General features: G+C 73.6%; 11 protein-coding genes. 7 read left to right on the top strand and 4 right to left on the bottom strand.

Translation table 11 applies throughout. The features are described 5' to 3' along the window. Positions 1–81: 81 nt before the first annotated feature. Genes AB0927_RS32845 through AB0927_RS32855 form a run of 3 tightly spaced genes read left to right on the top strand, consistent with a single transcriptional unit; the run spans position 82 to position 2191 of the window. On the top strand, positions 82–555 hold the full coding sequence (locus AB0927_RS32845) for a DUF2771 domain-containing protein (protein ID WP_366671442.1): 474 nt from the start codon (positions 82–84) through the stop codon (positions 553–555). Further along, positions 528–1289, top strand: a complete 762-nt coding sequence (locus AB0927_RS32850; protein ID WP_366671443.1) for a futalosine hydrolase — start codon at positions 528–530, stop codon at positions 1287–1289. Before AB0927_RS32845 ends, AB0927_RS32850 begins: the two co-directional genes overlap by 28 nt. Further along, the gene (locus AB0927_RS32855) at positions 1286–2191 is read left to right on the top strand and encodes a 1,4-dihydroxy-6-naphthoate synthase (RefSeq protein WP_366671444.1); all 906 of its coding nucleotides are present in this window, start codon (positions 1286–1288) and stop codon (positions 2189–2191) included. The genes AB0927_RS32850 and AB0927_RS32855 overlap by 4 nt, the downstream gene beginning before the upstream one ends. Before the next feature lie 30 nt (positions 2192–2221). Here the strand turns inward: AB0927_RS32855 and AB0927_RS32860 are convergent, their stop codons facing one another. Beyond that, on the bottom strand, positions 2222–2605 hold the full coding sequence (locus AB0927_RS32860; RefSeq protein ID WP_285559186.1) for a cold-shock protein: 384 nt from the start codon (positions 2603–2605) through the stop codon (positions 2222–2224). Positions 2606–2769: 164 nt separating this feature from the next. Here AB0927_RS32860 and AB0927_RS32865 point away from each other — a divergent pair, with 164 nt between their 5' ends. Next, positions 2770–3027, top strand: a complete 258-nt coding sequence (locus tag AB0927_RS32865; protein ID WP_366671445.1) for a hypothetical protein — start codon at positions 2770–2772, stop codon at positions 3025–3027. 34 nt (positions 3028–3061) lie between these two features. Here AB0927_RS32865 and AB0927_RS32870 read toward each other — a convergent pair whose 3' ends face one another. Together AB0927_RS32870 and AB0927_RS32875 are read right to left on the bottom strand one after the other, a co-directional pair. Further along, positions 3062–3679: an HAD family hydrolase gene (locus AB0927_RS32870; protein WP_366671446.1), complete on the bottom strand. Its 618-nt coding sequence runs from the start codon at positions 3677–3679 to the stop codon at positions 3062–3064. A gap of 84 nt (positions 3680–3763) precedes the next feature. Beyond that, positions 3764–4870 (bottom strand): hypothetical protein, encoded by a 1107-nt coding sequence (locus AB0927_RS32875; protein WP_366671447.1) that lies wholly within the window; start codon positions 4868–4870, stop codon positions 3764–3766. 110 nt (positions 4871–4980) lie between these two features. Here AB0927_RS32875 and AB0927_RS32880 point away from each other — a divergent pair, with 110 nt between their 5' ends. Both AB0927_RS32880 and AB0927_RS32885 read left to right on the top strand, forming a co-directional pair. Next, the gene (locus tag AB0927_RS32880; RefSeq protein ID WP_366671448.1) at positions 4981–7662 is read left to right on the top strand and encodes a helicase C-terminal domain-containing protein; all 2682 of its coding nucleotides are present in this window, start codon (positions 4981–4983) and stop codon (positions 7660–7662) included. A 105-nt stretch (positions 7663–7767) separates the two neighbouring features. Next, the gene (locus AB0927_RS32885) at positions 7768–9435 is read left to right on the top strand and encodes a DNA repair helicase XPB (RefSeq protein WP_366671449.1); all 1668 of its coding nucleotides are present in this window, start codon (positions 7768–7770) and stop codon (positions 9433–9435) included. A gap of 31 nt (positions 9436–9466) precedes the next feature. On the opposite strand, the gene AB0927_RS32890 is transcribed toward AB0927_RS32885, so the two are convergent. Further along, positions 9467–9649 carry a hypothetical protein gene (locus tag AB0927_RS32890; RefSeq protein ID WP_366671450.1) on the bottom strand — a complete coding sequence of 61 codons (183 nt, stop codon included), beginning with the start codon at positions 9647–9649 and terminating at the stop codon, positions 9467–9469. A gap of 454 nt (positions 9650–10103) precedes the next feature. Here AB0927_RS32890 and AB0927_RS32895 point away from each other — a divergent pair, with 454 nt between their 5' ends. Beyond that, a complete protein-coding gene (locus tag AB0927_RS32895; protein ID WP_366671452.1) occupies positions 10104–12104 on the top strand; it encodes a UvrD-helicase domain-containing protein in 2001 nt (666 codons plus the stop codon). The last annotated feature ends 96 nt before the right edge of the window (positions 12105–12200 follow it).

Genomic DNA, 12200 nt, shown 5'->3' on the forward strand with positions numbered 1-12200 from the left:
GCGGACACGACTGGCGTAACGAACCGGGCACGCCGCACCCCGCGTGGGCGGACGACTCCGGGCGACCGATAGCCTTCGGCCATGACCACGCTGCAATCCGTTGTGCGACGCCGCCGCGCCGTCGCCGCCGCCGGCGCCGTTACCGCCGGACTGCTCGTCCTGTCGGCCTGCGACAAGCCGACGCCCACCGCGACGATCACCGTCGGCAAGAACACGGTGCACTCCGAGGCGGTCTGCTACAACGACGGCGACAAGCTCGACGCCAAGGCCCTGGCGGACTGCGCCAAGAAGACCGGCAACGCGAAGTCGATCTCGGTGAACGAGGACTCGACGATCCGCATCGGCGTCGACCCGAAGATCGCGGACGCCGGCTGGGCCGTGCTGGTCAACGGCCGCCCGTTCACCAGCCTCAGCAAGGAGACGTACCGCACCCTGCCGGGCAACGCGTTCTTCAACGAGCAGTACGGCACCGGCGGCAACACCAACACGCTGGTGATCCAGATGGGCGCCAACCCCACCAAGGGCGTGTGGTCCTTCAAGCTGAAGAAGGCCTGATCACGACGTCCGCACGGGTCCTCGTGGCCACCGCGGTCCCGGTCGAACGGGACGCGGTGGCGCAGGCGTTCCCGCACCAGGCGCACGAGATACGACTGCCGGGTGCGGTGCTGTGCCGTACGACCGCCGGCGCCGGTCCCGCCGCCGCCGTGCTCGACCTGCTCGCCGCCGGAGTCGGGCCCGCGCGGGCCGCAGGCTCCACCGCCGCCGCGCTCACCGCGGCCGCCCTCGCCGGCACCCCCTACGACCTGGTCGTCTCGGCCGGGATCGGCGGCGGGTTCGCGCCCGGGGCGCCGCTCGGCTCGCTCGTCGTCGCCGACGCGATCACCGTGGCCGACCTGGGCGCGGAGACCCCCGACGGCTTCCTCCCGGTCACCGAACTGGGGTTCGGGATCGTCACCCATCGCCCGCCGGAATCACTCGTACGGGTCGTGGCCGAGGCCACCGGCGCCCGTACCGGCACGGTCCTCACCGTGTCCACCGTGACCGGCACCGCCGCCCGCGCCGCCACGCTGCGCGCCCGGCACCCCCGCGCGCTCGCCGAGGGCATGGAGGGCTTCGGCGTCGCCGAGGCCGCCGACGCACAGGGCGTCCCGGTGCTGGAGATCCGCGCGATCTCCAACCCGGTCGGCCCGCGCGACCGCGCCGCCTGGCGCATCGGCGACGCCCTCGCCGCCCTCACCGCGGCCTTCGGGAAGCTCGCGCCCGCATTGGAGAGTTGGAAAACCGTATGACCAGTGAGCCGTTGCAGATCGCGTACTCGCCCTGCCCCAACGACACCTTCGTCTTCGACGCCCTCGCCCACGGCCGCGTCCCTGGCGCCCCCGCGCTGGACGTGACCTTCGCCGACATCGACATCACCAACGGCATGGCCGAACGCGGCGAGTTCGACGTGCTCAAGGTGTCGTACGCCGTCCTGCCGTACGTCCTCGACGAGTACGCGCTGCTGCCCTGCGGCGGCGCGCTCGGCCGGGGCTGCGGGCCGCTGGTGCTCACGAAGGAGGCAGGTACCGATCTCACGGGGCGTACGGTCGCGGTGCCGAGCGAGAAGTCGACGGCCTACCTGCTGTTCCGGCTGTGGGCCGCGGACACGGTCGGAATCGAAAGGAGCGGGCCCGCAGGGCCCTCGGTTGAGGGTGGTGGTGGGCGACGGGCGGGCGGCGTCGGCGAGATCGTGGTCATGCCGTTCCACGAGATCATGCCGGCCGTGCGGGACGGCAAGGTGGACGCGGGGCTGGTGATCCACGAGGCCCGCTTCACCTACCAGAACTACGGGCTGCACAAGCTCGCCGACATGGGCGAGCACTGGGAGCGGACGACCGGGCTGCCGATCCCGCTGGGCGCGATCGTGGCCAAGCGGTCGCTGGGCGCCGAGGCGCTGACGGGGCTCGCGGACTCGGTGCGCGCCTCGGTGCGGGCCGCCTGGGCGGAGCCCGAGGTCTCCCGGCCGTATGTCATGGCGCACGCCCAGGAGATGGACCCGGCCGTGGCCGACCAGCACATCGGGCTGTACGTCAACGAGTTCACCGCCGATCTCGGCGAGGACGGGTACGCCGCGATCCGCGGGCTGCTCACCCGTGCGGCGGCCGAGGGACTGGTGCCGCCCCTCGGCCCGGACGCGCTCGCCTTTCCCTGACGGGAGCCCGGTCGCCGGGCCGGCCGGACCTCAGACGTCCAGCTGGTCGGCGACCGCGCGGAGCAGCCCGGCGATCTTCTTGCCGGAGGCCTTCTCGGGGTAGCGGCCCTTCTCCAGCATCGGGGTGATGTTCTCCAGGAGGGTCGTCAGGTCCTGCACGATCGAGGCCAGCTCGTCGGGCTTCTTGCGCTGGGCGGCGGCCACGGAGGGGGTCGGGTCGAGCACGATCACCGACAGTGCCTGGTCGCCGCGCTGACCGGCGACCACGCCGAACTCCACACGCTGTCCCGGCTTGAGCGCTTCGACTCCGGCGGGGAGAACCGAGGAATGGACGAAGACGTCACCGCCGTCGTCACGGGAGAGAAAGCCGAAGCCCTTCTCGCTGTTGAACCACTTGACCTTGCCGGTAGGCACGTCTGTCCTCGTCCTCGTACTCGTCGGGAAAACTGCTTCGGAAACGGCTCTTGATAGCACTAGAGCGGGTCGACCGTGACCCGCCGTCATCAAGGCTAATGGTCTTGGACCCGGTGACAAGACGTCCCCCGGTCGTTCTCTCGCGCAGGAACTACCCTGGTCCGGTGCGTGACAAAACCCAAGTGAATTCCGCCGGACCCGGTGACGGACTGATCCGCGCCGGTGCCATCGTGTTCTTCGTCGGGGCCCTGGCCACCCTGGTCACCATGGTCCCGCTGTTCCTCGGAACCAAGCCGTTTCCGACCTACATGTACGGTCTGTGCATGCTCATGGGCGTCGGATTCCTCGTGGCCGGCGCGGGCGTGCTGCGGTCGATCGCGGCAGGCCGACGCCAGGCGCGGAGCGCCTCGGCGTCGCGGTAGCGAGCGCTCGCGAGGGCCGTACCGGCCGGTGCCGTCAGGGGCGGTAATCGGCCAGCCACGCCGGGAAGGCGGACAGGTCGTCCAGGACGACGTCCGCCCCGGCCGCGCGCAGCTCGTCCGCCGGGCAGGGCCCGGTCGCCACGGCGACCGACAGCGCGCCCGCCGTACGCGCCCCGCGCACGTCGCCGGTGTGGTCGCCGACGTACACGCCCGCGCCGTGCTCGCGCAGTGCCTGCGCCTTCTGCTCGGCCCACAGGTCGCCCACGACCACGTCCGGCTCGATGCCCAGGTGCGACAGGTGCAGCTTCGCGTTCGGCTCGTACTTCGCGGTGACCACCATGGTCCGGCCGCCGGCCGCGCGCACCGCCGCCATGGCCTCACGGGCGCCTTCCATGGCGGGCGTCGCGGCGATGGCTATGGACGGGTAGATCTCCCGGTACAGATCGGCCACCGCGGCCACCCGCTCGGCCGGGAACCAGTTCACCAGCTCGTCCGCCAGCGGCGGGCCGAGCCGGGTGACCACCAGGTCGGCGTCGATGTACGTCCCCGTCCGCTCGGACAGTTCCAGGTAGCAGGCGCGGATGCCCGGCCGGGAGTCGATGAGGGTCATGTCGAGGTCGAAGCCGACGGTGAGGGAGGCCATGGGGGACATGGTGCCAGGTGGGTACGACAGTCCCCCAATCCCCACTCGGTTCCCCACTCGGTTCCCCACTCGGCTCGTCGCTCGGCTCGCCGCTCAGCCTTTGCGCTGTGAGCGCCACACCACGTACAGCGCCGAGGCGACGGCCGCGCCCCGCACCACCCAGGGCCAGGTCTGGGAGAGGGCATCGGCCATCTGCCCCTGGGCGATCGGGTCGCCCCAGCGGCCGTTCTGCCGTCCCCACAGCCACACCAGGCCCGCCGCGGCCGCGGTGCCGGGCAGGACGAGCACGGCCCACTTGCTCTCGGACGGGGACAGCCGCCGGGAGGTGTAGGCGATCGCCCAGCCCGCGAGCAGCACGAACCAGTTGCCCAGCACCGCCCCGGCGACCAGCGCGGCGGCGGCCAGCAGCAGGAACGGGTTGGACCAGCCGGCGGCGGGACCGGGCAGGAGGCGGCGGGTGGGGGCGGGCGCGTCGCCCTCCGGCGCCTCGGCGGGGGCGGGCGCCGCGGCACGGCGCGGGAACAGACCGAAGCGGCGGGCGGGAGCGGGGGCCTGCGGCGCCTTCGCCTTCTCCTTCGCCTTCTCCTTCTCCTGCTTCTCCTTCTCCCGCTCGTGCGGTGGCCGGCGGAGCAGGTCGGGGATCTCCACCCCGCCGACGAAGCCCGGCACCGGGTCGGTGTCCAGGAAGGGGCTGTTCCGGGCGCCGCCGAAGGCGCCGTCGGCCAGCCGCCACCAGTCGGGCGGCTCGGCCGCGTCCCCCAGTTCGTGCGCGCCCGCGGTATGCGGCGGGGACGGCTCGTCCCGCGGCACGGACGGCTCGGGCCGGGACTCGGCGGGACGCGGCCGGGGCACGACACGGCGCAGGCCCCGCGGACGCTCGTCATCCTGCGCCGCGCGCTCCGGCTCCCGCTCCCGGGGCGCGGGCTGGGCCGGTACGGCGGCGGACGAGTGGCCCGCGCCGGCGGCGGGCCCGGCGCCGCCCGCGGCCTCGACCACCTCGTCGGGGGTGCCCAGGCGGTCCAGGATGCGGCGGACCGCGGCGGGACTGTCCACCGTCGCCCTGGCCCGGTCGCGGTCGATCTCGTTGCGCAGTTCCGATACCAGCCGCATGCGCGCGGACGACGGCAGCTGCCGCTGCTGAGCGATGTCCCCGACGCGGCTCAGGTACTCGTAGACGACCTTGTCGCTTTCGATGCCCACGGAATCCCTCCGGGGTGACGCCGACTGAAACCCCGTGAGGACGGTAGCGCAGAGCGGGGGCGCGCCCGCCACGGCTGAACCGCGGGAGGTAACCCGCTACCGTTGGCCGGATGAGCCAAGAGGCCAACCCAGCCCCTCGGTCCCTCGCGGAGGCGCTCCGCGCCAGGGACGACGCCTCCCTGGCCGCGCTGCTGCGCAGCCGCCCGGACCTCATCGCGCCCGTCCCCACCGATCTGACCCAGCTGGCCACCCGGGCCGGCACCCGGGCCTCGGTGCTGCGGGCCCTGGAACGGCTGGACCGCTTCGCGCTGCAGACCGCCGAGGCGCTGGCCGTGGCCCCGGACCCGGCCTCCGGCGCCACCCTGCTGGGGCTGATGGCCGGGGACGCCGGGGACGAGACGGTGGCCGCCGCGCTCCCCCGCGCCCTCGGCACCCTGCGCGAGCAGGCGCTGGTCTGGGGCGACGACGAGCGGCTGCGCCTGGTGCGCACCGCCCGCGAACTGCTCGCGCCGTCCCCGCAGCACCCCTCCCCGACCGGGCTCGGGCCCACCGTGCACGAGGCCACCTCGGGCATGTCCCCGGGGCGGATCCAGGAGATCGTGACCACGGCGGGGCTGGCCTCGACCCATGACTCGGTGTCGGCGGTGACCGCGCTGACCGCCCTGTTCACCGACCGGAAGAAGATGGCCGAGCTGCTCTCCGGGGCGCCGGAGGGCTCCCTGGAGGTGCTGTCCCGGCTGGTGTGGGGGCCGCCGTACGGGCAGGTCACCCCGGAACCGGCCGCCCATCTGCGCTGGCTCCTCGACCGGGGCCTGCTGCTGCCGACCGCTCCCGGCACCGTCGTACTGCCCCGCGAGGTGGCCCTGCACCTGCGCGCGGGCCGCGCGCACCAGCGGCCCGAGCCGCTGCCGCCCGCGGTGGAACCGGCCGCGACCCACCGGCCGACGGGGGTGGACGCGACGGCGGCCGGGCAGGCCCACACCGCGCTCGCCACCGTCGAGGAGCTGCTGAAGGACTGGGACGAGGGCGGGCCCGCGGTGCTGCGGGCCGGGGGGCTCAGCGTGCGCGATCTCAAGCGGACCGCCGTCGCCCTGGACGTGCCCGAGCCGGTCGCCGCGTTCTGGGTCGAACTGGCCTACGCGGCCGGCCTGCTGGCCTCCGACGGCGAGGCCGACGAGCGGTACGCCGCCACCCCCTTCCACGACGAGTGGCTGGAGCTGCCCCCGGCCGAGCGCTGGGCGCTGCTCGCCCAGGCCTGGCTGACGGCGACCCGGGTGCCGGGCCTGGTCGGCGGCCGGGACGCGAAGGACCGGGCGCTCTCCGCGCTCGGCCCCGGCCTGGACCGCTCGGCCGCGCCCGAGGTGCGGCACCGGGTCCTGGCCCTGCTGGCCGGCCTCCCGGCGGGCACCGCCGCCGACCCCGAGTCGGTCCTGGCCCGCCTGCACTGGGAACGCCCCCTGCGCAACACCTCGGGCGCCCCCCGCCCCGCCAAGGACGCCACCGCCGAGGACCTCCGCACCCGGCTGGCCCGCTGGACCCTCGCGGAGGCCGAGATGCTGGGCGTGACGGGCCGGGGCGCCCTGTCCGCCCATGGCCGGGCGCTGCTGGGCCCGTCGGCGACGGGCGCCCCCGGCGGTCCGGGCGGAGGGGGCGAATCGGCCGACCCCGCCGGCCTGACCGGCGCGGGAGGCGTGGGCGGCCCGGCGGGCGCGGGTGCGGGTGCGGGTGCGGGTGAGCCCAGTGGTCCCGGGGACAAGCTTCCCGTCCATCACCGCCCGGCCGCCCCCACTCTCACCACCCCTGCCCCGGCCGTCCCCGCGTCCCCGGCCCCCCTCTCCCCCGCCGAGCAGGCCGTCGCGACCGCCTCCGCCGCCCGTGTCCTCGCCCCTCTCCTCCCCGAGCCCCTCGACCACGTCCTCCTCCAGGCCGACCTGACGGCGGTCGCTCCGGGGCCGCTGGAGCGACCGCTCGCGGAGACGCTCGGCGTGCTCGCGGACGTGGAGTCGAAGGGTGGCGCGACGGTGTACCGGTTCACGCCGGGGTCGGTGCGCCGGGCCCTGGACGCCGGGCGGACCGCCGCCGATCTGCACGACTTCCTCGCCCGGCACTCGCGCACCCCGGTCCCGCAGCCGCTCGCCTACCTGATCGACGACGTGGCCCGCAGGCACGGCCATCTGCGGGTCGGCGCCGCCTCGGCGTACGTCCGCTGCGACGACGACGCCCTGCTGAACGAGATCCTCGCCGACAAGCGCGCCACCGGCCTGCGCCTGCGCCGCCTCGCCCCGACCGTGCTGGCCGCCCAGTCCGACCCGGCCGCCCTGCTGGAGGGCCTGCGCGCGATGGGCTTCGCGCCCGCCGCCGAGTCCGCCGAGGGCGATGTGCTCATCACCCGCGCCCACGCCCACCGCACCCCGCCCCAGACCGCGCCCGAGCCGGTGCCCGACGGTCCGCCGCCGCCCGACGCCACGCTCCTGGCGGCCGCGGTCCGCGCGATCCGGGCCGGCGACCTGGCCGCCACCGCCCCCCGCAAGGCCACCGGCACCGACCCGGCCGCCGGTGAGCTGCCCCGCACCTCCTCCGCCGAGACCCTGGCCACCGTGCAGGCAGCCGTGCTCACCGGCGACTCCCTGTGGATCGGGTACGTCAACGCCGAGGGGGGCGCCAGCCAGCGCGTCATCGCCCCGATCCGCGTGGAGGGCGGCTTCGTGACGGCGTACGACCACACGGCGGACGAGGTACGGACCTACCCGCTGCACCGCATCACCGGGGTCGCCGAACTCGCCGAGGACTGACCGGAGCGGACCCCGGCGGCCCGCGACCCGCCGTGATCGGCACCGGATGGGGCACACTGGACGTTTGGCTGTAGTGGAGGCCGTAGTGGAAAGGGTGTGCCGCGCGTGAATGGTCCACTGATCGTCCAGTCCGACAAAACCCTGCTCCTGGAAGTCGACCACGAGCAGGCCGACGACTGCCGGCGGGCCATCGCTCCGTTCGCCGAGCTGGAGCGGGCTCCCGAGCACATCCACACCTACCGGGTGACCCCGCTCGGTCTGTGGAACGCGCGGGCCGCGGGGCACGACGCGGAGCAGGTCGTGGACGCGCTGGTGCAGTACAGCCGCTATCCGGTGCCGCACGCGCTGCTCGTGGACATCGCCGAGACGATGGACCGCTACGGCCGCCTCACCCTCTCCAAGCACCCCGCGCACGGACTCGTCCTGACGACCACCGACCGGCCGGTGCTCGAAGAGGTCCTGAAGTCCAAGCGGATCACCCCGCTGGTCGGCGCGCGGATCGACCCGGACACCGTGGCGGTGCACCCCTCCGAGCGCGGGCAGATCAAGCAGACGCTGCTGAAGCTCGGCTGGCCGGCCGAGGACCTCGCCGGATACGTGGACGGCGAGGCGCACCCCATCGACCTGGCCGAGGACGGCTGGACCCTGCGGCCGTACCAGAAGCAGGCAGTGGAGAACTTCTGGCACGGCGGCAGCGGTGTCGTGGTGCTGCCCTGCGGTGCGGGCAAGACGCTGGTGGGCGCCGCCTCCATGGCCGAGGCGAAGTCGACCACCCTGATCCTCGTGACCAACACCGTCTCCGCGCGGCAGTGGAAGCACGAGCTGGTGAAGCGGACCTCGCTGACCGAGGACGAGATCGGCGAGTACAGCGGGACGCGCAAGGAGATCCGCCCGGTCACCATCGCCACCTACCAGGTGCTGACGACCAAGCGGAAGGGCGTCTATCCACACCTGGAGCTGTTCGACTCCCGGGACTGGGGACTGATCGTCTACGACGAGGTGCATCTGCTGCCGGCTCCCGTCTTCAAGTTCACCGCCGATCTCCAGGCACGGCGGCGGCTGGGGCTGACCGCCACGCTGGTGCGCGAGGACGGCCGTGAGTCGGACGTGTTCTCCCTGATCGGGCCCAAGCGGTTCGACGCGCCCTGGAAGGAGATCGAGGCGCAGGGCTACATCGCGCCCGCCGACTGCGTCGAGGTCCGGGTGAACCTGACGGAGTCCGAGCGGCTGGCCTACGCGACGGCCGAGACGGAGGAGAAGTACCGCTTCTGCGCCACCACGGACACCAAGCGGAAGGTCACGGAGGCGATCGTCCGCCGGTTCGCGGGCCAGCAGATCCTCGTCATCGGCCAGTACATCGACCAACTCGACGAGCTGGGCGAGCACTTGAACGCCCCGGTCATCAAGGGCGAGACCTCCAACGCCCAGCGCGAGAAGCTCTTCGACGCCTTCCGTGAGGGCGAGATCAACGTGCTGGTGGTGTCCAAGGTCGCCAACTTCTCCATCGACCTGCCCGAGGCCACGGTCGCCATCCAGGTGTCCGGCACCTTCGGCTCCCGCCAGGAGGAGGCCCAGCGGCTCGGCCGGGTGCTGCGGCCCAAGGCCGACGGCCACCAGGCGCACTTCTACTCGGTCGTGGCCCGCGACACCATCGACCAGGACTTCGCCGCCCACCGCCAGCGCTTCCTGGCCGAGCAGGGGTACGCCTACCGGATCATGGACGCGGACGAGATCCTCGCGGAGACGGAGGGCCGGTCCGAGACCGAGAGCTGACCGGCGGGCGGGGCGGGCAGGGCGAGTGCCGTCACGCCCGGCGTATGCCCGCCTCCTCCCCGTACTCACCGAGGATGACGACGCCGAACGCCGCCTCCGCGAACACCTTCAGCGCGCGCAGGGCGCTGCCCAGGAGGTGACGCGGGGCGCCGTCCACGGCCGTGGCTCCGATCGGGGGCCGGGGAGGGGAGGGGGAAACGGTTGCTGCGCTCATGACTCCATGGTGGAACTCCGGGCCCCGCGGCGGTATCGGCCCACGGGTCCAATTCCGGTGACCCTCTTCTGCACCCGAGGGTGGACCCCTCCCCGATCCCTCCCCCACACCGGCCCTCCCGGCGTCCCCTAGGGGGCGCTTGGAGGACGCCGGGAGGGCGTCTGGCGGGCGTCTGGCGGGCGTCGGCTGGACGAAATCCATTGGCGTTCACCGCGCGCGCTCACTAAAATCCCCTCTCTTGCCCGCCTCCCCTCCGTGGAGAGCCGCCGCCCGGCCGGAAACCGGACGGCACGTCGTCACCGGCGACACCGTCACCGTCGTACCGCCACGCAGCAGGCCCACCGGAGGCACCCCCTTGTCCACGCCCGCCCACGACCAGGCCACCGACCCCGCCACCGACCCCCTGTCCCGAGAGCGCTCCCACCTCGCCGGCTCCCGTGCCGCCCTGCGGGCCATGCGCGAGGACGTGGAGGCGCTGGACATCCGGGACGTCACCGCGAACTGGGTCAACGCCGCGGTCCTCAGCCGCCAGATCGACGACCGCATCAAGGCGCTGGCCGACCTCAGCGACACCCCGCTGTTCTTCGGCCGGCTCGACTACCTGCACGCACCGGGCGCGGAGCAGGCCGAGGGCGCGGCGGGCGAGCAGTTCTACATCGGGCGCCGGCACGTGCACGACGCCGACGGCGATCCCATGGTCATCGACTGGCGCGCCCCGGTCTCGCAGCCGTTCTACCGGGCGTCCAAGAAGGACCCGATGGACATCGGGCTGCGCCGCCGCTTCGGCTACACCGGCGGGGACCTGACGGCGTACGAGGACGAGCGGCTGTCCGACCCCGCCGAGACGGCCACCACCAGCAAGCTGCTCCAGCAGGAGATCGAGCGGCCGCGCGTCGGTCCGATGCGGGACATCGTCGCCACCATCCAGCCCGAGCAGGACGAGATCGTCCGCAGCGGGCTCGGCGGCACCGTCTGCGTCCAGGGCGGCCCCGGCACCGGGAAGACCGCCGTCGGCCTGCACCGGGTGGCGTACCTGCTGTACGCGCACCGGGAGCGCCTCGCCCGCACCGGCACCCTGGTCATCGGCCCGAACAAGTCCTTCCTGCACTACATCGAGCAGGTGCTGCCGGCGCTGGGCGAGCTGTCCGTGCAGCAGGCCACCGTGGACGACCTGGTGGCGCAGGTGGAGGTGCGCGGCACGGACGAGGCGGCCGCCGCGGTCGTCAAGGGCGACGCCCGGATGGCCGAGGTGCTGCGCCGGGCCCTGTACTCGTACGTGACCCTGCCGACGGAACCGGTGGTGGTGGTGCGCGGTTCGCGGCGCTGGCGGGTCCCGGCGTACGAACTGGAGGAGCTGGTACGGCAGTTGCTGGACCGGGAGATCCGGTACGGCGCCGCCCGCGAGGCCCTGCCGCAGCGGATCGCGCACGCGGTGCTGGTGCAGATGGAGCGGGCCGGGGAGGCGCCGGACGACCGGGTGCAGGACGCGGTGGCGCGCAACAGCGCGGTGAAGGCGGCCGTGAAGGCGATCTGGCCGGCCGTCGACCCGGCGAAGCTGGTGCTGCGGCTGCTCGGCGAGCCGGAGTTCCTCGCCGAGCACGCGGCCGGGATCCTGGACGAGGACGAGCAGAAGACGATCCTGTGGACCAAGCCGGTCCGCAGCGTGAAGTCGGCCAGGTGGTCCGCCGCGGACGCGGTGCTGATCGACGAGGCGGCCGACCTCATCCAGCGCACGCACTCGCTCGGCCATGTGGTCCTGGACGAGGCGCAGGACCTCTCCCCCATGCAGTACCGGGCGGTGGGCCGCCGCTGCACCACGGGCAGCGCCACCGTCCTCGGCGACCTCGCGCAGGGCACGACGCCCTGGGCGACGCGGAGTTGGGACGAGGCGCTGCGCCACCTGGGCAAACAGGACGGCGTGATCGAGGAATTGACGGCCGGTTTCCGCGTGCCGACCGACGTCATCACGTACGCCTCCCGGCTGCTCCCGCACATCGCGCCGGGCCTGACCCCGGTCGCCTCCGTCCGCGAGAACCCGGGCTTCTTCGAGGTCCGCGCGATCGATGCGGCGGACCAGGACGGCACCGCGGACCAAGCCGCCGCCGTAGGCCAAGTCGTCGCAGCCTGCGAGGAGTTGCTGGCCAACGAGGGCTCGACCGGCCTGATCGCCGCCGACGCCCGGATCCCGGCACTGGCCGAGGCGCTGACGGCGGCCGGGATCGGCTATCTCGCGCCGGGCGAGGAGACCACCCGCGAGACCCGGCTGACCCTCGTGCCGGCCTCGCTCGCCAAGGGTCTGGAGTACGACTACGTGGTCCTGGACGAGCCGCAGGCGGTGGTCGACGGCGAACCGGACGAGCGGACGGGCCTGCGGCGGCTGTACGTGGCCCTCACCCGAGCGGTCTCCGGCCTCGTCGTGACCCACGCGGCCCCCCTGCCGGAGCAGCTGACCTAGGTGTTCTGTCCGGGGAGGTTGTGGACGGGTGAGCCAGGTCTCGGCTGAGGGATCTTGAACAGGTGAGGGCCCTTCCGGTTCGGTGTGGATTGCGAC

This window comes from Streptomyces sp. NPDC048106 (assembly GCF_040706415.1).
GTDB lineage: Bacteria > Actinomycetota > Actinomycetes > Streptomycetales > Streptomycetaceae > Streptomyces.

What these genes read in the sequence shown, in the direction of transcription:
- AB0927_RS32890 (WP_366671450.1), bottom strand. Translation starts at nt 9,649, where the DNA reads ATGAGCGCAGCAACCGTTTCCCCCTCCCCTCCCCGGCCCCCGATCGGA.
- AB0927_RS32855 (WP_366671444.1), top strand. Translation starts at nt 1,286, where the DNA reads ATGACCAGTGAGCCGTTGCAGATCGCGTACTCGCCCTGCCCCAACGAC.
- AB0927_RS32845 (WP_366671442.1), top strand. Translation starts at nt 82, where the DNA reads ATGACCACGCTGCAATCCGTTGTGCGACGCCGCCGCGCCGTCGCCGCC.
- AB0927_RS32895 (WP_366671452.1), top strand. Translation starts at nt 10,104, where the DNA reads ATGCGCGAGGACGTGGAGGCGCTGGACATCCGGGACGTCACCGCGAAC.
- AB0927_RS32880 (WP_366671448.1), top strand. Translation starts at nt 4,981, where the DNA reads ATGAGCCAAGAGGCCAACCCAGCCCCTCGGTCCCTCGCGGAGGCGCTC.
- AB0927_RS32870 (WP_366671446.1), bottom strand. Translation starts at nt 3,679, where the DNA reads ATGTCCCCCATGGCCTCCCTCACCGTCGGCTTCGACCTCGACATGACC.